Source organism: Haloarcula regularis (assembly GCF_029338315.1).
Taxonomy (GTDB): domain Archaea; phylum Halobacteriota; class Halobacteria; order Halobacteriales; family Haloarculaceae; genus Haloarcula; species Haloarcula regularis.
In genome coordinates, this window is the sequence record NZ_CP119794.1 from 1490683 (window position 1) to 1511078 (window position 20396).

A 20396-nucleotide genomic window follows, 5' to 3' on the forward strand; every position below is an offset into this window, starting at 1 on the left:
GGCGGCGCTACGGTGCGCTCGCGACGCGCAAGTTTCGCAACTACCAAATAGGCGCTCTGGCAACGTCCGTACGATTAGAGAATGCCACGGCCAGAAGTTCTCGACAAGATAAAAGAGGCCGAGCAGGAGGCCGACGAGATCGTCGCCGAAGCCGAGGAAGACCGCGAGCAGCGGATCCAGGAGGCTCGCGAGGAGGCCGAGGAAATCCGCCAGCAGGCCCGCGAGGAGGCCGAGGCGGCGGCCGAAGAGCGGCTCGCCGACGCCCGCTCGGAGATCGAGGCCGAGCGCGAGGAGATTCTCGCCGACGGCGAGGCGGCCCGCGACGAGCTCGAGGCAGCGGCCGAAGAACGTGTCGACGAGGTGGTCGAATACGTGACAGACCTCTTCGAGGAGGCGGTACATGCTCAGACCTGAGAAGATGTGCCGCGTCTCGGTGACCGGGTCGAAACGCACCATGCGGGACATCGTGGAAGCGGTCCACGACCTCGACATGCTCCACGTCACCGAGTACGATGGCGCGTGGGACGGGTTCGAGCCGGGCGACCCCGTCGACGGCGCCGACGAGGCCTCGGAGAAGCTGGTCACCGTCCGGTCGCTCGAGTCGATTCTGGACGTCAGCGCCGACGACGCGGGCCCGACCCGCGTGGTGACCGACGAGGCAATCGAGGAGGAACTGGCGTCCGTCCGCGAGCAGGTCAACGAGCTCGACGACCGGCGTGACGACCTCCGCGGCGAACTCCGCGAGGTCGAAGAGCGCATCAACGCGATGGAGCCGTTCGTCACGCTGGGCATCGACCTCGACCTCCTCCGTGGCTACGAGTCGCTGTCGGTCGTCGTCGGCGAGGCCGACCCCGACGAGGTGAAAGTCGCCCTCGCCGACAGTCCAGTCGACACGTTCCGCGTCGACCACGAGGACGGCGTCGTCGCCATCTTCGCCAGGGCCGACGAGAGCGCGGTCCAGGACGCCCTGGTCGGGGCGACGTTCACCGGGCTGGAGATCCCCGATGGCGACGGCGACCCCTCGTCGTACCTCGAGGAGCTCCAGCACCGCAGACAGAAACTCGAGTCGAAGCTCACGACGGTCCAGGACGAACTGGACGACCTCCGGCTGGACTACGCCGGCTTCCTGCTGGCCGCCGAGGAGAAACTCTCCATCGAGGTCCAGAAGGCCGAGGCACCCCTGACGTTCGCGACGACCGAGAACGCCTTCATCGCCGAGGGGTGGCTCCCGAACGACCGCTACGAGGAGTTCGAGAACGCGGTCCGCAGCGAGGTCGGCGAGGCCGTCGACATCGAGAAACTCGAGATAGCCGAGTACGACTCCGACGGTCACGCACACGCCGCCGAGGCGGTCGAACACGAGGCGTCGGCACCCGCCGCAGACGAGGGCGCCGCCACCGCCGACGAGGAGGGCGAAACCCGCGAGGCCGCCGCCGACGGCGGGACGGTGCGCTCCGACGGCGGCATCGTCACGATGGGCAGCGACGCCCCACCGGTCATCCAGGACAACCCGGCGACGGTCAAACCCTTCGAGGCGCTGGTCGAGGTCATCAACCGGCCGAAGTACAGCGAGTTCGACCCGACCATCGCCTTCTTCCTGACCTTCCCGGCCTTTTTCGGGTTCATGATCGGCGACCTGGGGTACGGGAGCATCTACCTGCTGATCGGCTACGCGCTGTACAGCCGGTTCGACAGCGACGTCGTCAGGAGCCTCGGCGGGGTCGCGATGTGGGCCGGTGGCTTCACGATGCTCTTTGGCGTCCTCTACGGCGAGATATTCGGGCTGCACCAGCTCGGTGAGATCGTCTGGGGCGGCAACCCGCCGATCCACAAGGGCCTCCAGCCCCACTACGGCGAGTACGCACTCGGCTGGCTCGTCCTGAGCCTCATCGCCGGGATGCTCCACCTCGCAGTCGGCTGGATCTTCGACTTCGTCGAGAACCTCAACCACGGCCTCAAGGACGCGGTCCTCGAGAGCGGGTCCTGGCTCATGATGCTCTTTGGACTGTGGGCCTGGATCTTCGCCGGTGCCTCGGGCAGCGCACCCGGCCTGCTGGTCGGTCCCGAGAGCGTCTTCAACGGCCACCCGTTCCCGCTTGGCTTTGCCGGGTTCGACCCGGTCATCGGCCTGGCCGGACTGGCCGTCTTCTTCGCCGGCCTGATCCTGCTGGTCGTCGGTGAGCCCATCGAGGGCGTCGAGTTCCTCAACGTGCTCGTCAACGTGCTCTCGTATACCCGACTCGCCGCCGTGCTGCTCGCCAAGGCGGGGATGGCCTTCGTGGTCAATCTCCTCTTTCGGCGTGTGGGTCACGGGCTCGGGCGCCGACGCCGAGTGGCACTTCGGCATCAACCACGCCCCCGCGTACTACCTCGAACAGGGGACCTACCACGGCCACGAGGTCACCGAAGTGATGTTCGGCGGCCTGATGCACTCGGGCATCGCCGGCGTCATCGGCGGCCTGCTCGTGCTGGTCATCGGCCACCTGCTCGTGCTCGTGCTCGGTATCACGAGCGCCGGCCTGCAGGGGGTTCGTCTCGAGTACGTCGAGTTCTTCGGGAAGTTCTACGAGGGCGGCGGCAAGCCCTACAACCCGTTCGGCTACGAGCGCACCTACACGACCGAGGACTGACGCGTCCCGGACCGCAGTGACCCGTTTTCCGGTTCTGCACCAACCACGAGCGGCGCGGCCGGGCGAGTCACGACGGGGGGTGGCTGTTATCAGTTCTCATCCCCAGCCCAGCGAGAGCGTAAATCGCCGGAACAGCGACGCGCTGAGCAAGTTTGGGAAGTTTTATGAAGTACGTCGCGCCACATACGCCTGTTCGGACACGAGCAACCTCAGAGAGGACTTCAAACAATGATTGAATCCATCGCACCCGTTGTCAACGCTGTACTGCAGGGATCGAGCGCACCAGCAATTCCGCCGGCCGCCGGCGCAGCACTCGCCGTCGGTCTGGCCGCTCTCGGCGCCGGTATCGCCGAGCGTGGGATCGGTGCTGCCGCTGTCGGTGCCGTCGCCGAAGACGAGAGCATGTTCGGGCGTGGCCTCATCCTGACGGTCCTCCCGGAGACACTCGTCATCCTCGCGCTGGTCGTCGTCTTCGTCGTCTAAACGCACCCCCCTTTTCCAACAATGAGCCTTGAAACAGTCGTAGAGGACATTCGAGACGAAGCCCGCGCGCGTGCAGACGAGATTCGCGACGAGGCCGACGAGCGCGCCCAGGAGATCATCGACGAGGCGGAAGCCGACGCCGAGCAGATCCGCGAGGACCGCGAGGCAGAAGTCGATCGGGAGATCTCCCAGGAGCGCGAGCAGCGCCTCTCCTCGGCGAAACTGCAGGCCAAGCAGGCCCGACTGGGCGCCCGCCGTGACGTCCTCCAGGACGTCCGCGCCGACGTCGAGGCGGCACTCGCCGACCTCGGAGGCGACCGTCGCGAAGAGCTCACCCGGGCGCTCCTGGACGCCGCCGTCGCGGAGTTCGACGACGGCGACGACCTGGCCGTCTACGGCCGGGCCGACGATCAGGACCTGCTCGAAGACGTCCTCACAGACTACGACGGTGCAGCGTTCGCCGGAGAGCGAGACTGCCTCGGTGGTGTCGTCGTCGAGAGCGAGTCCTCCCGAGTCCGCGTGAACAACACGTTCGACTCGCTGCTGGAGACGGTCTGGGAGGACAATCTGCGAGACATCAGCGACCGCCTCTTCGACCCACAATGAGCCTGCGAACGGACGCAAAGCGCGGTCAAGGAAGCAACTACGAGTACGTCGTCGCTCGCGTGCGGTCCCGCCGCGCGTCGCTGTTCGACGACGACGACTACCGGAAGCTGGTCCGCATGGGGACGGGCGAGATCGCCCGCTTCATGGAGGAGACCGAGTACGAGACCGAGATGAACGCACTCGGCGCTCGATACAGCGGTATCGACCTCGTCGAGTACGCCCTCAACCGCAATCTGGCCAAGCACTTCGACGACCTGCTGGACTGGGCCGAGGGGCAGCTGTACGACTACATCGCCCGGTACCTGCGGAAGTTCGACGCCTGGAATATCAAGACCATCATCCGGGGCATCTACTCCGGGGCGTCCCAGACCGAGGTCGAAGACGACCTCATCGACGCCGGGGAGTTCGACGAGCGACTGCTCGAGCAGCTGCTGGCCGCCGAGAGCATCGAGGAGGTCGTCGAGACCCTCGAGACGACCATCTTCGGCGACGCCCTCACGGCTGCCTACGGCGACTTCGAGGACAGCGGCGTCCTCGTCCCGCTGGAGAACGCCGTCGACCGCGCGTTCTACGAGATGCTCCTGTCGGGACTCCCGACCGGGCCGGAGGTCGACAGCCCGACCGGGCTGTACATCGAGTTCCTCCAGGCCGAGGTCGACTTCCGGAACCTCCGGAACGCCCTCCGGCTCGCCCGGAGCGGCGCCGACATGGACCCGGCGGAGTACTACATCGAGGGCGGTCGGCTGTTCAAAGAGCGCCAGCTCGCCCAGCTGGCGACCGACACCGACCAGCTGGTCAACGCCGTCCGGGAGAGCCCGTACGGTGACGACTTAGAGGACGCACTGGAGACGCTGGAGGACGCCGAGAACCTCATCGACTTCGAGCGCGCGCTCGACGTCGCCCTCCTCAAGTACGCGGAGCAGCTCTCGAACCGGTATCCGCTGTCGGTCTGTCCCGTCCTCTCGTATATCCTCTCGAAAGAGCGGGAGGTCGACAACATCCGCGCCATCTCGCGCGGTCGCGAGGCCGGGCTGGACTCCGACGAGATAGAACAGGAACTGGTGATACTATGAGCCAGGAGATAGCCGTGGTCGGGAGCCCGGAGTTCACGACGGGGTTCCGACTGGCGGGCGTCCGCAAGTTCGCGGACATCCCCAACGAGGAGAAAGACGAACGGTTGGACGACGCCGTCGAGGAGATGCTCACCGACGACGACGTCGGCATCGTCGTGATGCACGACGACGACATGGAGCGTCTCTCCCGTGGTGTCCGGAAGGACGCAGAGACCAGCGTCGAACCGGTGCTGGTGACCCTCGGCGCGAGCGGCGCCGGGAGCGGCGGACTGCGTGAACAGATCAAGCGAGCCATCGGAATCGACCTGATGGACGAAGACTAATCATGAGCCAAGCAACAGACACAGACGTCCGCGAGGACGGCATCATCGAAAGCGTCTCGGGACCGGTCGTATCGGCTCGGGACCTCGACGCCCGGATGAACGACGTCGTCTACGTCGGTTCGGAAGGGCTGATGGGCGAGGTCATCGAGATCGAAGGAAACATCACTACCATCCAGGTCTACGAGGAGACCTCGGGGGTCTCCCCGGGCGAACCCGTCGAGGGGACGGGCTCGCCGCTCTCCGTCGACCTCGGGCCGGGCATGCTCGACGCCATCTACGACGGCGTCCAGCGCCCGCTCGACGTGCTGGAGGAGAAGATGGGGTCCCCGTACCTCGACCGCGGCGTCGACGCGCCCGGTATCGACCTGGACAAGACCTGGGAGTTCACCCCCGAGGTCTCGGCCGGCGACGAGGTGGCACCCGGCGACATCGTCGGGACCGTCCCGGAGACGCCCAGCATCGACCACAAGGTGATGGTCCCGCCCGACTACGAGGGCGGCGAGGTCGTCTCGGCCGAGTCCGGCTCGTTCGACGTCGAGGAGACGGTCGTCGAACTGGACAACGGCGAGGAGATCTCGATGCGCCAGGAGTGGCCCGTCCGCAGTCAGCGGCCGGCCGACGAGAAGCAGACCCCGACCGAACCGCTCGTGTCGGGCCAGCGTATCCTCGACGGCCTGTTCCCCATCGCGAAAGGCGGGACGGCCGCCATCCCCGGTCCGTTCGGCTCGGGGAAGACGGTCACCCAGCACCAGCTCGCGAAGTGGGCCGACGCGGACATCGTCGTCTACGTCGGCTGTGGCGAGCGCGGCAACGAGATGACGGAGGTCATCGAGGACTTCCCGGAACTGGAGGACCCGACCACCGGGAACGCCCTGATGGACCGGACCTGCCTCATCGCGAACACGTCGAACATGCCCGTGGCGGCCCGGGAGTCCTGTGTCTACACCGGCATCACCATCGCGGAGTACTTCCGCGACATGGGCTACGACGTCGCGCTGATGGCCGACTCCACCTCGCGGTGGGCCGAGGCCATGCGCGAGATCTCCTCGCGCCTCGAGGAGATGCCCGGCGAAGAGGGGTACCCCGCGTACCTCTCGGCTCGCCTCAGCGAGTTCTACGAGCGCGCCGGCTACTTCGAGAACATCAACGACACCGAGGGCTCCGTGTCTGTCATCGGGGCCGTCTCCCCGCCCGGCGGGGACTTCTCGGAACCGGTCACCCAGAACACGCTGCGTATCGTCAAGACGTTCTGGGCGCTGGACGCCGACCTCGCCGAGCGCCGGCACTTCCCCTCGATCAACTGGAACGAGTCCTACTCGCTGTACCGCGACCAGCTCGACGACTGGTTCGTCGAGAACGTCCGCGAGGACTGGCCCGAGGTCCGACAGTGGGCCATCGACGTGCTCGACGAGGAGGCCGAACTCCAGGAGATCGTCCAGCTCGTCGGGAAGGACGCGCTGCCGGAAGACCAGCAGCTCACGCTCGAGGTCGCGCGCTACCTGCGTGAGGCCTGGCTCCAGCAGAACGCGTTCCACGACGTCGACACCTACTGCGAGCCCGAGAAGACCTACCGCATCGTGAACGCCATCCAGACGTTCAACGACGAGGCCTTCGACGCGCTCGAGGCGGGCGTCCCCGTCGACGAGATCACCGACATCGACGCCGCGCCGCGACTCAACCGGATCGGGGTCCAGGAGGACTACGGCGCGTACGTCGACGACTTAGAAGAGGACCTCGCTGCGGAACTCCAGGAGAAGTACTAACGATGAAAGAGTACCAGACAATCACGGAAATCAGCGGACCGCTGGTCTTCGTCGAGACCGACGAACCGGTCGGTTACGACGAGATCGTCGAGATCGAGACGAGCGACGGCGAGACCCGCCGTGGCCAGGTGCTGGAGTCGACCAGCGACTACGTCGCCATCCAGGTGTTCGAGGGCACCTCCGGTATCGACCGGAAGGCGTCCGTTCGCTTCCTCGGCGAGACCATGAAGATGCCCGTCACCGAGGACCTGCTGGGGCGGGTCATGGACGGGACCGGCCAGCCCATCGACGGCGGGCCGGAGATCGTCCCGGACGAGCGCCAGGACATCGTCGGCGCGGCCATCAACCCCTTCTCGCGGGAGTACCCCGAGGAGTTCATCCAGACGGGTGTCTCGGCCATCGACGGCATGAACACCCTGGTCCGTGGCCAGAAGCTGCCGATCTTCTCGGCCTCGGGGCTGCCACACAACGACCTGGCGCTCCAGATCGCCCGCCAGGCGACCGTGCCCGAAGAAGAGGAAGGCGGCGACGACGAGGAGGGTTCGGAGTTCGCAGTCATCTTCGGCGCGATGGGTATCACGGCCGAGGAGGCAAACGAGTTCATGGACGACTTCGAGCGCACCGGCGCGCTGGAGCGCTCCGTCGTCTTCATGAACCTCGCGGACGATCCCGCCGTCGAGCGGACCATCACGCCGCGGCTCGCGCTCACCACGGCCGAGTACCTCGCCTTCGAGAAGGACTACCACGTGCTTGTCATCCTGACTGATATGACCAACTACTGTGAGGCGCTGCGCGAGATCGGCGCCGCACGTGAGGAGGTCCCCGGCCGGCGTGGGTACCCCGGGTACATGTACACCGACCTGGCCCAGCTCTACGAGCGGGCCGGTCGTATCGAGGGCCGCGAGGGCTCTGTCACGCAGCTGCCCATCCTCACGATGCCCGGCGACGACGACACCCACCCCATCCCGGACCTAACTGGTTACATCACCGAGGGCCAGATCTATATCGACCGGGACCTGAACAGCCAGGGCATCCAGCCGCCGATCAACGTCCTTCCCAGCCTGTCGCGCCTGATGGACGACGGTATCGGCGAGGGCCTGACCCGTGGCGACCACGCGGACGTCAAAGACCAGCTGTTCGCCGCGTACGCGGAGGGTGAGGACCTGCGGGACCTGGTGAACATCGTCGGTCGCGAGGCCCTGTCGGACCTGGACAACAAGTATCTGGACTTCGCCGACCGGTTCGAGTCCGAGTTCGTCGACCAGGGCTTCGATACGGCTCGCGACATCGACGAGACGCTCGAACTCGGCTGGGACCTGCTCTCGATGCTGCCCAAGGAGGCGCTCAACCGCATCGACGAGGAGCTCATCGAGGAGAACTACCGCGAGGACGAGGACGCCGCGGCCGAGGCCGTCGAAGCCGAAGCATAGCGTCGGCGAGCGGTTCGCCGTCGCAGTGGTGCCCCGTCCCTAACTATTTTGGCATGACAGATATTGACAGGTGCTACGTAGTGTCCGGTGCACTATGCCTGCACCAGGTGGCGAATCGATATGGCTGTGGCTCGGTACTGCCGGGATGTTCCTCGGCATGTTGTACTTCATCGGTCGCGGCTGGGGAGAGACCGACGAACGAAGACAGAAGTTCTACATCGCGACGATACTGATAACAGCGATCGCCTTCGTGAATTACCTCGCGATGGCGCTCGGGTTCGGACTGACGATAATCGAGTTGGGCGGGGAGGAGGTGCCCATCTACTGGGCCCGGTACACGGACTGGCTGTTCACCACGCCGCTGTTGCTCTATGACCTCGGCTTGCTCGCGGGTGCCGACCGCAACACCATCGCCTCGCTGGTGAGCCTCGACGTGCTGATGATCGGCACCGGTGTCGTCGCGACGCTCAGCGCGGGGAGCGGCGTCCTCTCGGCCGGCGCGGAGCGACTCGTCTGGTGGGGTATCAGCACGGCGTTCCTGCTCGTGTTGCTGTACTTCCTGTTCAGTTCGCTCTCCGGCCGGGTCGCCGACTTGCCCAGCGACACCCAACAGACGTTCCGCACGTTGCGTAACCTCGTGTTGGTCGTCTGGCTGATATACCCGGTCTGGTGGCTCGTCGGGACCGAGGGGCTCGGCCTGGTGACGCTGGGTATCGAGACGGCCGGCTTCATGGTAATCGACCTCGTCGCGAAGGTCGGCTTCGGGTTCATCCTGCTGCGCAGTCACAGCGTCCTCGACGGCGCTGCGCAGGCGACCGCGAGCGGCGCGGCCCCGGCAGACGACTGACGACCGACGCGACGACATTTTTTCGTGTACCACTCGCCAGTCACGACTGAAAACGGTTAACTGACTCCGCCCTGAAAGAGTCGGTAATGGCGAAGGACGTCAAACCCACACGGAAGAACTTGATGCAGATCGAGGACCGCATCGAGCTCTCCGAGCGTGGGCACGACACGCTGGAGAAGAAGCGTGACGGCCTCATCATGGAGTTCATGGACATCCTGGACCAGGCCCAGGACGTCCGGGAGGACCTGGGCGACGACTACGAGCGGGCCCAGCGAGCCATCAACATGGCGCGAGCGATGGAGGGGGACGTCGCCGTGCGAGGCGCCGCCGCCGCGCTGAAGGAACACCCCGAACTGACGACCCAGTCGAAGAACATCATGGGCGTGGTCGTCCCCCAGATCGAGTCCAGCAAGGTCAAGAAGTCGCTGGACGAGCGTGGCTACGGCGTGATGGGTACCTCCGCGCGCATCGACGAGGCCGCCGAGGCCTACGAGGAGCTGCTCGAGACCATCATCCTCGCCGCCGAGGTGGAGACGGCGATGAAGAAGATGTTAGAGGAGATCGAGACTACCAAGCGCCGCGTCAACGCCCTGGAGTTCAAGCTCCTGCCCGACCTCTATGACAACCAGGAGTACATCGAGCAGAAACTCGAGGAACAGGAACGCGAGGAGATCTTCCGCATGAAGAAGATCAAGGCCAAGAAGGAGGCCGAGGAGGACGCCATCGCGGCCGAGGAGGCCGCCGAAGAGGAAGTCGAACCCGTCACCGCCGACGACTGACCCCCGTCCGAGCCGTTCTCGTTCTCGCGCTGATTGCTGGTCCGGGGGTGCCAGCCGTCACGCTCTTCCTGTCGCCACACGCACTACCGGCATGGCCTGTTCGAACTGCGGTGGCGAGACCGTCGCGGTCCCGGTGGCCGAGGAGTTGCGCCAGTACCTCCCCGAGGGGACCGTCGGGGTGAGTCTCTGCCGGTCGTGTCTCACGATGGACCCCGTCGAGGACCCGCCGGATACGGTGCCCGACCTCACCGCGCTCGACGACAGTTTCCCGTCGAACCCCGAGGCGGCGGTACCGATGGCGTTGCTCGTCGGGTTGCTCGACTCGCTCGCGCTGCACCGCCAGGAGATCACGGCGTTGCTGGAACGGGTCGAGCGCGCGGGGACCGACCCGCTGCTGGTCGTCGATTGGCTGGACGATTCGTTCGGCGACGACGCCTTCGTGAACCTCGGGGCGCGTCGCCACCAGCTGGCGCAGTTGCTCTAGGGAGCCCGGACCGCACTGGCGTCGTCGGCTTCCAGCACCCGCTTTCGCGAGACGACGTCGATGGTCGTGTCCGCACCGATGCCGGTGCCGCCCTCGACACGCTCGACGCGCAGAATCACGTCTTCCGGACTCGCACAGCCACAGTTGACGAACTCATCCCATTCGTCGCCGACGGCGACGGGGCCGGCGTGGGCCCACCGGAGGTACCGGAGGTAAGTCGGTTCGGTCATGTTCTCCTCGAGCCAGGCGCTGTCGGCGACGAACCAGCCCTCGTTCTCGTCGGGGTCGGTCTCGGGCGACCGGAAGGAAACGAGGACCCGGTCGGCCTGGTCCGACACCGTCGACGGGTCCGTCCTGTTGACGCGCTCGCTGTCGGTGGTCATTGTCCTATCTACGGGGAGCGACGAGTTAAGAGTTTGTCCGTGTAGTGCAATACTCCCCGGCGAGGCGCCGAACCGACCCGGTGACACCGTCGTTCGAGGACATTCCCACGAACCGACGAGGTCCACCGGACGTACCGAAGACGACGTCTCCCGGACGGGACTGGTACGTCTGGTATCCATCTCGGTACGTTTGGGCCCCCAGTCGACCGATAGAACTTACGTAAACGTCACCAAATGGGTCGCTCATGGACCTCTTCGGGATCGCCGTGGAGAACGTGGTTGTCGGTATCGGGGCGGCGTTGCTGGTCGGGGGCGTCATGCGGGCGAAGGACGTGGCCTACAACAAATATCTCGAGCGGCAGTATCCGATCGCGGGCGAGTACATCACCACCTGGGAGCAGGAGGTCGACGGCGAGCTCGTCACCGAGTCGGCGGCGGCGACCCTGACACAGCGTGGGACGGAGATAGAGAGCGTCTCTGAGATGCCCGACTCGGACATCGAGTGGAAGTTCGAGGGACAGGTGTCCGAGACCGGCTACCTGAACGGCATCTACTACTCGACCAATCCCACGACACCTCCATCGGGAACTTCTTTTTCCACATCAACTACGACGGGGAGCTCGAGGGGCTGTGGTCGGGGTATCAGGAGCGAAACGACACGCTGAACTCCGGTCGCTACCGGTTCGTCCCGGTCCTCGACGCGTACAGCATCCACCCGGTCCACAGGTCCCACGTCCCCGCGGCAGTCGACATCGCCGAGCAACAGCTAGGACCGGAGGACGTCTCGGCCGAGTTACTGACGCGGGCACTCGACGCCGACGACGCGCACTTCGGGCACGTCGCACAGATCGACACCGGCTTCGAGACGGAGACGTCGCTCGCGGCGAACCTGACCGACTCGTTGCTCGGCGAGCCGTCGATAACCGACCGGACCGGGCCGGGAGACCCCGTGCCGAGCGAGGTGATCGGGTTCTGCGTGGGTGGGGTCCTCGACCAGGACGCCTTCCGGTCGTCGCTGAACGTCCCGGAGACCGAACTGTCGAAGGCGCTGCAGCACGCAGACCGCGTGGGCGTCATCGGGACGGTCGCGGTGAAAGACGGCTTCGAGAAGCGCGGTATCGGGACCGAACTGGTCGAACGCTGCCTGGAGACCTGTGCCGACAACGGCGCGACGGCGCTGTTCGCGCTCGGGCGTGAGCGCGACGACGACGTCGCCATCGCCGGGATTCTGGAGTCCTTTGGCTTCCGGGAGGTCGCTCGTATCGACGGCTACTGGCGCGAGGAGCGGACCGACTGTGCGGACTGCGAGGCCTCTCCCTGTACGTGTACGGCCGTGCTCTACGCCCGCTACCAGTCGCCCGAAGAGATAGAGTGAGCGGTGTCTCCGTCGTTTACACGCCCGTCGAGTACCGCAGGAGGCCGGCGACGCCGCCGAAGGCGTTGAGCAGCTGTTCGCCCTTCTCGAAGTCGGTGGAGATGAACACCGTCTCGGTGCCCCGCTGGTCTGCCAGTTCCATCAGGTGGTCGATGGCGTCCTCTCGTTTGCCCTCCTCGGCGGGGACCGTCGCGGTACAGCGGGTACAGTCGTGGTCACCGGTGCTCGCGTTCGCATCGACGAGTTCGAACTCGTCGTGGCTGTTCTCGCACGTGTAGGCGACGACGTCCTTCCGGAGGTCCTCGGAGATGAGCAGCTGTTCGACGGCGCCCATGTTGAGGTTCTTCCGGGTCTGGTCGAACCCGTAGGTGGCCTTCTCGCCGTCGTGGAGCTGTTTGAAGAACTCCTCCATGACCTGCTTGTCCTGGAGCATCTCGTGTTCGGCCAGGACCTCCTCGGCGGCGTCGACCAGGTCGTAGAGCCCGGACTCGTCGGTGTAGGCGACGTCGAACTTCCCGAGCACCATGTCCTGGAGCTCGTGGTGGAGGTAATCGCCGTCGAGGAATTCGTCTTTCGTCGGCGAGGGGCCGCCGACGAGCACGCCGTCCATCTCGTGGCGCTCGGGGACGAACAGCTCGTTTGCCATCCCCGCGACCTCCTGGTAGAAGTTGTCGATGGCCTCCAGGCGCAGACGGGCGAACCGCTGTGCGGACTGGCCACCTTTGCGCTGCTTGCCGGGGACCAGCGAGGAGGCGGACTTGACGGCCTCGACGCGTTTGCCCTTGAGCCAGCCGACGTTGGCCTCGCGCCGGTCGAGCACGACGAGCCCGAACAGGCCCTTGTCGGCCAGCATCTCCTCTAGGGGCTCGGTGAGGAACTCCGAGTCGCAGTGGTACCGGAACGACTCGATGGGGTCCGGCGGGCTCTCGAGGGATTTGGTGACCATGTCCGTCCGGCCGCCGCCGGTGTCGATGGCGCCCGAGAACAGCACCATCCCGTTCTCCGGCGGGTTGTCGTAGTACCGAAGCCGGTCTTTGATGGAGGTCAACGCGTCCTGGACGGCCGTCCGGGTGTCTTTGGACTTGATGTTCGACGCCTCGGAGTGTTCCTGCGTGACGTGGGCGACCACGTCGCTCAGCTGCTTGTCCTCGGGGACGTAGATAGAGACCAGCTGGGTGCCCGAGCCGCTGTATCCCTTGAGCTCCTCGATGACCTTGCGGAACTCGTATTTCTGTTTGTCCGACTGCTCCTGTTCCTGCTCACTCATTATCCCCGTTTGGCTAGTGGTGGGTAAGAAACTGTTGAACGGGGCGGGCCGAACGCAGTGAGGGCCGCCCAGATGTCGAGCGGGGAACGCAGTGACCCGCGAGATAGCGAGGGTCTGTTCGAAGCGAAGACCCTCGATGTGGAGCGGTGGGCGAAGCGAACCGCGGAACAGAAACGAGGGCGGTCCGTAGCGCACGGACAGGCCGACCGTCGGACGAGCGGTTCCGGTGCTGAAACACCCGTCAGGGGAGGGACAGACACACGCTCCGGCGAACAGCCGACAGCACGCGTTCGGCCGGCAGGATTTATATGCCCCACTACCCTGAAGACAAGCAATCAGAACATGGCGGGCTACGTCTGTACAATCGCGGGCGGGAAAGGCGGCGTCGGGAAGACGACGACCGCGGTCAACCTCGGGGCCGGACTCCAGGAGCTGGGGTACGACGTGGCGGTCGTCGATGCGGACCTCGGGATGGCGAACCTGGGGGCGATGCTCGACGTCGAGCCCGACCGGAGCCTCCACGACGTGCTCGCCGGTGACGGCCCCGTGAGCGAGGCGCTCACCGACGCGCCCGGCGGGCTGACGGTCATCCCCGGCGACCAGTCGCTCGACGCCTTCGCCGACGCCGACCCCGCCAACCTCCGGCGGGTCGTCAAGACGCTGCGCAACGCCTACGACGTGGTGCTCGTCGACACCGGTGCGGGCCTGAGCGACGCGGTGGCGGTCCCGCTGGGGCTGGCCGACGGCATCGTCCTGGTGACGACGCCGGACGACGTGGCCGTGAGAGATACGATAAAGACCGCCGAACTGGCCGACCGCATCGACGGGGCCGTCGTCGGCGCGATACTCAACCGGGTGACCCGCGAGACGGACGTGGCCGCCATCGCGGACCGCTTTTCGTTCCCGCTGCTCGCGGTCGTCCCGGACAGCAGGGAGGCGACGGCCGACGAACCGCTCGTGTTCAGCGCCCCGGAGGCCCCTGCCTCGGACGCCTTCATGCGACTGGCCGAGGCGCTCGAGGGCGTGTTCTTCGACGGCGAGACGGCCACCGAGGACGTCGAGACCATCGTGGACGACGAGTGGTTCGTCGACGAGACATCCGAATCCGACGACGAGGAGGAGAGTTCCGGCGGCGTTTTCGGCCTGTTCAACTGAGTCGCGGGCCCTACATAGAGTCCGGCGCAGCGACGCCCAGCACGTCCAGCGCGTTCGCGACGGTGTGGCGCGTCCCGGCGACCAGCGCCAGGCGTGCGGCACGGGTCTCGGGGTCGGCGTCGAGGACCGGGCACTCGCGGTAGAAGGCGTTGAACGTCTCCGCGAGGTCACGGGTGTAGGTGGCGACAGAGTGTGGCTGGAGGTCGTCGGCGGCCGTCTCGACGACGGCCGGGAAGCGGGCGAGGACCCGCAGGAGGTCGCGTTCCTCGGGTTCTTGCAGGACGTCGGCGTCCGGCGCTGTGGGCACCCCGTCCTCGACGTCATCGTCTCGCGGTTCCACCGCTCGACTGTCCGAGGCACGGTTCCGCGCCTCGCTGAGAATCCCACAACACCGCGCGTGCACGTACTGGACGTACGGCGCCGACTGGGCCTCGAAGTCGAGCGCGCGGTCCCACTCGAAGGTGATGCCCTTCGTCGGTTGCTTGGAGACGATGTCGTAGCGGACCGCCCCGATGCCAACCTGGTGGGCGATGCGCTCGACGTCGTCCTCGTCGAGGTCGTTGCGCGTCCGGTCGTCCAGCCGCGACTCGACCTCCTCGCGGGCGCGGTCGATTGCCTCGTCGAGCAGGTCGTCCAGATCGATGCCGGTCCCCTCGCGGGTGCTCATCCCGCCCTCGGGGAGGTTGACCCACGAATAGAAGACCTGACTGAGCTGGTCGGTGTCGTTGCCCAGCAGGTCCAGCGCCGCGGAGAGCTGGTCGGCCTGGAGCTTGTGGTCCTCGCCCAGGACCGTCACGGCGCGGTCGTAGTTCTCGAACTTCCACTCGTGGTGGGCCAGGTCCCGCGTGGTGTACAGCGAGGTGCCGTCCGAGCGCAGGAAGACGAGGTGCTTCTCGAAATCCGGCAGATCGAGTTGCCAGGCGTCGTCCTCGTAGACCGCACAGTCCAGTTCCTTCAGACGGCCCACCAGGTCGTCGGTCGAGCCGTCGCGCATGAACCGGGTCTCCTTGACGAACTCGTCGAACTCGGCGGGGAGGCGCTCGAGGGTGTCGCACATTCCGTCCAGCACGGTGTCGACCACCTCGGCGACCCGCTCGTAGGTCTCCTCGTCGCCGTCCTCGAGACCCTGGAGGATGGCCTGAATCTCGCTCTCGGCCGACTCGACGCGCTCCGGGTCGGCCTCTTCAAGGAACTGGTTGCCCTTGCGGTAGTAGCGGACCATCTCGTACTCGGGGGCGTCTCGCTCCGGTTCCGGGAGGTCGCTCTCGTCGAAGGCCTCGTAGGCCCACGTGAACACCGCGATCTGGCGGCCCGCGTCGTTGACGTAGTAGTGGCGGTCGACGTCGTAGCCGGCGTAGTCGAGCACGCGTGCGACGGCGTCACCGATGATGGGGTTGCGCGCCCGGCCGACGTGGACCGGGCCGGTGGGGTTGGCCGAGGTGTGTTCGACGACGACGCGCTCGTGTCTGGCGGGGAGGCGGCCGTAGTCGCCGTCGGTCGCGGCATCGAGCGTGTCCGCGAAGTACGCGTCGCTGGGCAGGAAGTTGACGTAGGGGCCCTGTGTCGCGACCGTGCTGACGTAGGGAAAGGCCGCGGCGTCGATCTCGTCGGCGACCTGGGCGGCGACCTCCGGCGGCGGGGCGCCGACCTCGCCGGCGAGGCGGAAGGCCACGCTCGAGGCGAGGACGGCGTCGACGTCCGCCGGCGGCTCCTCGATACCGAGGTCGTCGGTCGGCAGGTCGAGACGCGTGAGCGCGGACTCGAGGGCGTCCTCGACCTCCGCGCGGAGCTGCAGGAACATACGCCCGGCTTTCGCGGCGGGGGGTAAATGGGTAACGAAAGGGTCGACCGATCAGGTGAACAGTCGGGGCCCAAACACCATCAGGATGAGTCCGCCGATCATCGACAGCGTCACGGTCAGCGTGACGGCCGTCGTCAGTCGGCGCCGGTCGGGAATCGGGAGCCGAGAGACGAACGACTCGGTCGTCGTCCGGAGGATGTGCCCGCCGTCGAGCGGGAACGTCGGCACGCAGTTGAACTGCCCGATGACGACGTTTATCCACCCGGTCCAGAACAGCGCGTTGGCGAGCACGAAGACGCCGCCGGTGCCGAGCACGGAAAGGGGCCCCTGGACGGTGTAGAAGTTCGTCGCGATGCCGGTGAACCCGGCGAAGTTGTAGCCGAAGCCGCCGGCGACCCCGATGAACGGCAAGATGAGCACGCCGAAGACCCGCTGGGCGAACGAGAAGCCCCGGTCGGCCGTCGGGTCGTCCGTCTCGCCGCCGATAAAGGAGAGGAAGGTGGCGGCCGGGTACTCGTCGATGCCGAAGTCGTCGACCGAGACGCCGCTGACCCCCGCCAGCGCGTTGATGCCGAGGATGCCGTTCTCCGACCCCGCAGTCGAGCCGAGCGTGACCTCGTACGTTCGGCGCTCGCCGTCGACGTAGCCGGTGACGGTCACCCGGTCGCCCGGACTGGTCGCGTCGAGCGCGGCGAGCAGCGCCTGGGAGTCGTGGATCCGCTGGCCGTCGAGCTCGGTGACGACCATCGACCCGCCGGCGGGGCCGCCCGCGTCGGCCAGCGCGCCGTCCTCGGCCACGAGGACGTAACTGCCAAGCGGCATGGTCACCGTCCGGCCGTCCTCGGTCTGGAGCGTCGCGACGGTGGTGTTGCGCGCGGCCCGCTCGAACTCGCTGCGGGTGTCCACCGCCGTCCCGTTGACTGCGGTGATGGTATCGCCGTTGCGCAGTTGCGAGCTCTGGACGGCGCTGGCGACGACGACGGCTCGCTCGACGCGGACGGCCTCGCCGTCGCGCCGCGAGACGGTCACGGTCTGGTTGTCGGTCGCCGCGAGGACTGCCTCCAGTTCGCGGCCATTGGCGACGGGGTCGCCGTCGACGGCCGTGATGACGTCGCCGGACTCGAGGCCGGCGTCGGCGGCTGGCGTCCCTTCCAGCGTGCCCCCGATCGGGACGCCGTCGACGACGGCGATCGCGCCCGCAACGGGCCCAAACAGGAGTACGAGTGCGACCAGGGCCAGCGCGAAGTTGTTGGTCACGCCCGCCGCGTACATCCGGGTCTGTGCGCCCCGGTCCGACTTCAGGAGCGCCTCCTCGTCGGGTTCGACGAAGGCCCCGACGGGGACCACGGTCAGCATCGCCAGCCCCATCGACTCGATGTCGATATCCTCGACCCGACAGAGCAGGCCGTGGCCGCCCTCGTGGACGACCAGACCGAGCACCAGGCCCAGGACGATCTCGGGCGCCACCGAGAGCGGGAGGAAGTCGTTGACGCCGGGGATCGCCAACGCGTTGCGCGGTTCGTTCAGCGCGGAGGGCTGTGGGTCGAGGATGGCCTGGACGGCCCCGACGGCGACCAGCAGGAAGGACCCGACCATCACGACGATGGCGATGCCGACACCCAGGTTCCCCCAGGCCCGCCAGAACCGCTTCGGGCGGGCCAGCCAGGTCAGGAACGCCTTGCCGCGCTGGGTGTGTATCGTCGTAATCGGGCCGCTGAACCGGACGTACTCGGGTACCACGCCACGGGCACGGAGAACCATCGCCACGAAGCTGTAGGCGACGAGGCCCGCGAGGACCCACGTCAGCGTGCTCACCATCTACCGCTAGGGAGGGGGCACCGATTCAAGAGAGTTTGGTTCCACGCAGTCGGCCAGTCACTGGGCGTCGCGACAGCGACCGATGGTCCCGTAGACGACGGTCGGCACCGTCGACTCGTCCCGTTCGCTCGCGCGGACTTCCAACGTCACCGTGAGACAGGACTGCTCGCCGGCGTCCTCGACGAGGTCGGCGCGAACGGGTCTGTCACGGTCGGTCTCGGGAACCTGCGCGTACAGGACGTACGGCCGTCGCGAGTCGGGGAGGTCCTCGAGGGCCGCAAACGGGTTGGGCGGGCCGGGAACGGTGAGCGTCGTCCAGCGGACGACTGTCTCGTCGGCCACGAGGAGCAGGCTCACTGGGACCGACTCGTCGAGGTAGTTCCGGACCGTGACGCGTTCGAGAGTGACGCCACTCGACTCGTCGAACGTCGGGACCGAACACCCGGCCAGGGACGCGAGCAACGTCGTCCCGGCGAGCGTTATGGCGCGGCGGCGGTGCATACGTGGCGACCGACCGACAAATCAGTGTACCGGCCGGCCTACGCCTCGCGGCGGAGCCGGGCGACGACGAACTCGCGGTCGAGTTTCGCGATGAACGGGCCCAGTTGCGGGCCCTGCGTGTCGTCGAACAGCAGGCGGTAGCCCGCCGCGAAGAACTCGCCGATATCGATGTCGTGGCGCTTGGCCGTCTCGTAGATCTCGCCCTGTATCTCCTCGCCGTCGTGGCCCTCCGCGACGAAGTCGGCCAGTTCGTCCAGCGCGGCCTCGGTCGCCGCGTCGAAGTCGGCGTCGGGCATCGCGGTGCGCTTGAGTTCGTAGTCGAACTCGTTGCCGGTCCGGCGCGCCCAGTTGCGGGCGCGCTCGACCCGCGCCAGGGCGCCCTCGACGGCCCACTCGGGGGCGTCGTCGGGGATGTGGCCCTCTTTCCGGGCGATATCCTCGCGCATGTCGGGGTCGTCGGTCATCCCCAGGACGGCGGCGAACGTGTAGGGGATGCGCACGCGCTCCTCGCGAGGGTCGTCGACGACCATCGGGTACGCGCGCTCGGCCAGTTCCCGCTCGTCGTCCTCGTGGGGGTCGACCTCGCCGAAGTACACCCGCTCGAACGCGTCGAACTCGTCGACGAGCTGGTCGACGTGTTCGACCGAGAAGTCCCGCTGCTTGCGGGGGGTCTTCACGAAGAAGTACTTGAAGACCTCCGGTTCCAGGAGGTCGAGCACCTCGTCGACCGTGACGACGTTGCCCGACGACGAGGAGAGCGGTTCGCCGTCCAGCGTGAACCACTCGTAGACCATCGGGACCGGCGGCTGGATGTCCAGCACGTTCTCCGCGATGTCCTCGCCGGAGGGCCAGGACCCCTCCGCGTGGTCCTTGCCGAAGGGTTCGAAGTCCACGCCCAGAATCTCCCACTGGGCGGGCCACTCGAAGCGCCACGGGAGCTTGCCGTCCCGGAGCGAGGCGGCGCCCTCGTGCCCACAGCCCTCGATGGTCTGGTCGCCGGCCTCGACGTCCGTACAGACGTAGTGGACCTCGCCGACTTCCAGGTCGACGTCGGTGACGCCCTCGGTGAGTTTCCCACACGCCTCACACTGCGGGACGAACGGGACGTACTCTTCGTCGACCTTGTTCTGGTAGTCAGCGAGCACGTCGCGGGCGCGGTCCGCGCGCTCGAGGACCCGTCGGGTGACCGCCTCGAACTCGCCGTCGGCGTACACTGGGTGTTCGAGACGAACTCGACGTCGACGCCGACCAGTTCGGCGCTCTTTTTCAGCAGGTTCGTGAAGTGCGCGCCGTAGGAGTCACAGCAGCCGAACGGGTCGGGGATGTCGGTATAGGGCTTGCCGAGGTTCCGGCCGAGCGCGCCCGCGTCGACCTCGCCCAGGCCGACGACGTTCCACTCCAGGTCGGCGAGTTGTCGGGGGACTTTCCGCAGGCGGTCCTTGTCGTCGGCGGTAAATACCTGCCGGACCTCGTGGCCGCGGTCCCGCAGTGCCTCGGCGACGAAGTAGCCACGCATTATCTCGTTGAAGTGACCGATGTGGGGCACGCCGGAGGGGGAGACGCCGCCCTTGACGACGATGGGGTCCTCGGAGTCGCGGGCCTCGACGGCGTCGGCGACCGAGTCGGCCCAGAACGCCCGCCGGCCGCCGCGACCGACCTCGTACGGGTCTTCGGCCAT

18 protein-coding genes and 2 pseudogenes are annotated in these 20396 nt (G+C 66.8%); 14 read left to right on the forward strand and 6 right to left on the reverse strand.

The window, feature by feature from the left end:
* Positions 1-81: 81 nt before the first annotated feature.
* The 11 genes and pseudogenes from ahaH to P1N55_RS08145 all read left to right on the forward strand — a co-directional run bounded on the left by ahaH (position 82) and on the right by P1N55_RS08145 (position 10418).
* Positions 82-414, forward strand: coding sequence for an ATP synthase archaeal subunit H (gene ahaH / locus P1N55_RS08095; RefSeq protein ID WP_276278408.1), 333 nt, complete (start codon positions 82-84; stop codon positions 412-414).
* Positions 401-2630, forward strand: a pseudogene (locus tag P1N55_RS08100) (V-type ATP synthase subunit I). The gene ahaH and the pseudogene P1N55_RS08100 overlap by 14 nt, the downstream one beginning before the upstream one ends.
* A 228-nt stretch (positions 2631-2858) precedes the next feature.
* The gene (locus P1N55_RS08105) at positions 2859-3113 is read left to right on the forward strand and encodes a F0F1 ATP synthase subunit C (RefSeq protein WP_276278409.1); all 255 of its coding nucleotides are present in this window, start codon (positions 2859-2861) and stop codon (positions 3111-3113) included.
* A 21-nt stretch (positions 3114-3134) separates the two neighbouring features.
* The gene (locus P1N55_RS08110; RefSeq protein ID WP_276278410.1) at positions 3135-3719 is read left to right on the forward strand and encodes a V-type ATP synthase subunit E; all 585 of its coding nucleotides are present in this window, start codon (positions 3135-3137) and stop codon (positions 3717-3719) included.
* Positions 3716-4792, forward strand: coding sequence for a V-type ATP synthase subunit C (locus P1N55_RS08115; RefSeq protein WP_276278411.1), 1077 nt, complete (start codon positions 3716-3718; stop codon positions 4790-4792). The genes P1N55_RS08110 and P1N55_RS08115 overlap by 4 nt, the downstream gene beginning before the upstream one ends.
* Positions 4789-5115, forward strand: coding sequence for a V-type ATP synthase subunit F (locus P1N55_RS08120; protein ID WP_276278412.1), 327 nt, complete (start codon positions 4789-4791; stop codon positions 5113-5115). The genes P1N55_RS08115 and P1N55_RS08120 overlap by 4 nt, the downstream gene beginning before the upstream one ends.
* Positions 5116-5117: 2 nt before the next feature.
* Positions 5118-6878, forward strand: coding sequence for an ATP synthase subunit A (locus tag P1N55_RS08125; protein ID WP_276278413.1), 1761 nt, complete (start codon positions 5118-5120; stop codon positions 6876-6878).
* 2 nt (positions 6879-6880) lie between these two features.
* On the forward strand, positions 6881-8308 hold the full coding sequence (locus tag P1N55_RS08130) for an ATP synthase subunit B (protein WP_276278414.1): 1428 nt from the start codon (positions 6881-6883) through the stop codon (positions 8306-8308).
* A 94-nt stretch (positions 8309-8402) separates the two neighbouring features.
* Positions 8403-9155 carry a bacteriorhodopsin gene (locus tag P1N55_RS08135; protein ID WP_276278415.1) on the forward strand — a complete coding sequence of 251 codons (753 nt, stop codon included), beginning with the start codon at positions 8403-8405 and terminating at the stop codon, positions 9153-9155.
* A gap of 86 nt (positions 9156-9241) precedes the next feature.
* On the forward strand, positions 9242-9934 hold the full coding sequence (locus tag P1N55_RS08140) for a V-type ATP synthase subunit D (RefSeq protein ID WP_276278416.1): 693 nt from the start codon (positions 9242-9244) through the stop codon (positions 9932-9934).
* 91 nt (positions 9935-10025) lie between these two features.
* On the forward strand, positions 10026-10418 hold the full coding sequence (locus tag P1N55_RS08145) for a DUF6276 family protein (RefSeq protein WP_276278417.1): 393 nt from the start codon (positions 10026-10028) through the stop codon (positions 10416-10418).
* Here the strand turns inward: P1N55_RS08145 and P1N55_RS08150 are convergent.
* The gene (locus P1N55_RS08150) at positions 10415-10801 is read right to left on the reverse strand and encodes a hypothetical protein (protein WP_276278418.1); all 387 of its coding nucleotides are present in this window, start codon (positions 10799-10801) and stop codon (positions 10415-10417) included. The two genes, P1N55_RS08145 and P1N55_RS08150, sit on opposite strands and share 4 nt — an antisense overlap.
* Positions 10802-11046: 245 nt before the next feature.
* Between P1N55_RS08150 and P1N55_RS08155 the strand changes: the two genes are divergently transcribed.
* Together P1N55_RS08155 and P1N55_RS08160 are read left to right on the forward strand one after the other, a co-directional pair.
* A complete protein-coding gene (locus P1N55_RS08155; RefSeq protein ID WP_276278419.1) occupies positions 11047-11466 on the forward strand; it encodes a hypothetical protein in 420 nt (139 codons plus the stop codon).
* A 296-nt stretch (positions 11467-11762) separates the two neighbouring features.
* Complete coding sequence (locus tag P1N55_RS08160) at positions 11763-12176, forward strand: GNAT family N-acetyltransferase (RefSeq protein ID WP_276278697.1); 414 nt, start codon at positions 11763-11765, stop codon at positions 12174-12176.
* A 16-nt stretch (positions 12177-12192) separates the two neighbouring features.
* Here P1N55_RS08160 and prf1 read toward each other — a convergent pair whose 3' ends face one another.
* Positions 12193-13446: a peptide chain release factor aRF-1 gene (gene prf1, locus P1N55_RS08165; RefSeq protein ID WP_346430026.1), complete on the reverse strand. Its 1254-nt coding sequence runs from the start codon at positions 13444-13446 to the stop codon at positions 12193-12195.
* 339 nt (positions 13447-13785) lie between these two features.
* Between prf1 and P1N55_RS08170 the strand changes: the two genes are divergently transcribed.
* Positions 13786-14598 (forward strand): MinD/ParA family ATP-binding protein, encoded by an 813-nt coding sequence (locus tag P1N55_RS08170; protein ID WP_276278421.1) that lies wholly within the window; start codon positions 13786-13788, stop codon positions 14596-14598.
* Between the two features lie 10 nt (positions 14599-14608).
* Here P1N55_RS08170 and argS read toward each other — a convergent pair whose 3' ends face one another.
* From argS to lysS, 4 genes and pseudogenes are all read right to left on the reverse strand, one after another.
* Complete coding sequence (gene argS / locus P1N55_RS08175; RefSeq protein ID WP_276278422.1) at positions 14609-16399, reverse strand: arginine--tRNA ligase; 1791 nt, start codon at positions 16397-16399, stop codon at positions 14609-14611.
* A 51-nt stretch (positions 16400-16450) separates the two neighbouring features.
* A complete protein-coding gene (locus tag P1N55_RS08180; RefSeq protein WP_276278423.1) occupies positions 16451-18217 on the reverse strand; it encodes a site-2 protease family protein in 1767 nt (588 codons plus the stop codon).
* 57 nt (positions 18218-18274) lie between these two features.
* Positions 18275-18718, reverse strand: coding sequence for a hypothetical protein (locus P1N55_RS08185; protein WP_276278424.1), 444 nt, complete (start codon positions 18716-18718; stop codon positions 18275-18277).
* A 38-nt stretch (positions 18719-18756) separates the two neighbouring features.
* A pseudogene (gene lysS, locus P1N55_RS08190) lies at positions 18757-20396 on the reverse strand (lysine--tRNA ligase).

Excerpts from the sequence above, each read along its gene's own strand:
- P1N55_RS08170 (WP_276278421.1), top strand. The coding sequence starts at position 13,786 with ATGGCGGGCTACGTCTGTACAATCGCGGGCGGGAAAGGCGGCGTCGGG.
- P1N55_RS08140 (WP_276278416.1), top strand. The coding sequence starts at position 9,242 with ATGGCGAAGGACGTCAAACCCACACGGAAGAACTTGATGCAGATCGAG.
- argS (WP_276278422.1), bottom strand. The coding sequence starts at position 16,399 with ATGTTCCTGCAGCTCCGCGCGGAGGTCGAGGACGCCCTCGAGTCCGCG.
- P1N55_RS08105 (WP_276278409.1), top strand. The coding sequence starts at position 2,859 with ATGATTGAATCCATCGCACCCGTTGTCAACGCTGTACTGCAGGGATCG.
- P1N55_RS08180 (WP_276278423.1), bottom strand. The coding sequence starts at position 18,217 with ATGGTGAGCACGCTGACGTGGGTCCTCGCGGGCCTCGTCGCCTACAGC.
- P1N55_RS08155 (WP_276278419.1), top strand. The coding sequence starts at position 11,047 with ATGGACCTCTTCGGGATCGCCGTGGAGAACGTGGTTGTCGGTATCGGG.
- P1N55_RS08125 (WP_276278413.1), top strand. The coding sequence starts at position 5,118 with ATGAGCCAAGCAACAGACACAGACGTCCGCGAGGACGGCATCATCGAA.
- P1N55_RS08150 (WP_276278418.1), bottom strand. The coding sequence starts at position 10,801 with ATGACCACCGACAGCGAGCGCGTCAACAGGACGGACCCGTCGACGGTG.
- P1N55_RS08110 (WP_276278410.1), top strand. The coding sequence starts at position 3,135 with ATGAGCCTTGAAACAGTCGTAGAGGACATTCGAGACGAAGCCCGCGCG.
- ahaH (WP_276278408.1), top strand. The coding sequence starts at position 82 with ATGCCACGGCCAGAAGTTCTCGACAAGATAAAAGAGGCCGAGCAGGAG.
- P1N55_RS08130 (WP_276278414.1), top strand. The coding sequence starts at position 6,881 with ATGAAAGAGTACCAGACAATCACGGAAATCAGCGGACCGCTGGTCTTC.
- P1N55_RS08135 (WP_276278415.1), top strand. The coding sequence starts at position 8,403 with ATGCCTGCACCAGGTGGCGAATCGATATGGCTGTGGCTCGGTACTGCC.
- P1N55_RS08185 (WP_276278424.1), bottom strand. The coding sequence starts at position 18,718 with ATGCACCGCCGCCGCGCCATAACGCTCGCCGGGACGACGTTGCTCGCG.
- P1N55_RS08145 (WP_276278417.1), top strand. The coding sequence starts at position 10,026 with ATGGCCTGTTCGAACTGCGGTGGCGAGACCGTCGCGGTCCCGGTGGCC.
- P1N55_RS08115 (WP_276278411.1), top strand. The coding sequence starts at position 3,716 with ATGAGCCTGCGAACGGACGCAAAGCGCGGTCAAGGAAGCAACTACGAG.
- P1N55_RS08120 (WP_276278412.1), top strand. The coding sequence starts at position 4,789 with ATGAGCCAGGAGATAGCCGTGGTCGGGAGCCCGGAGTTCACGACGGGG.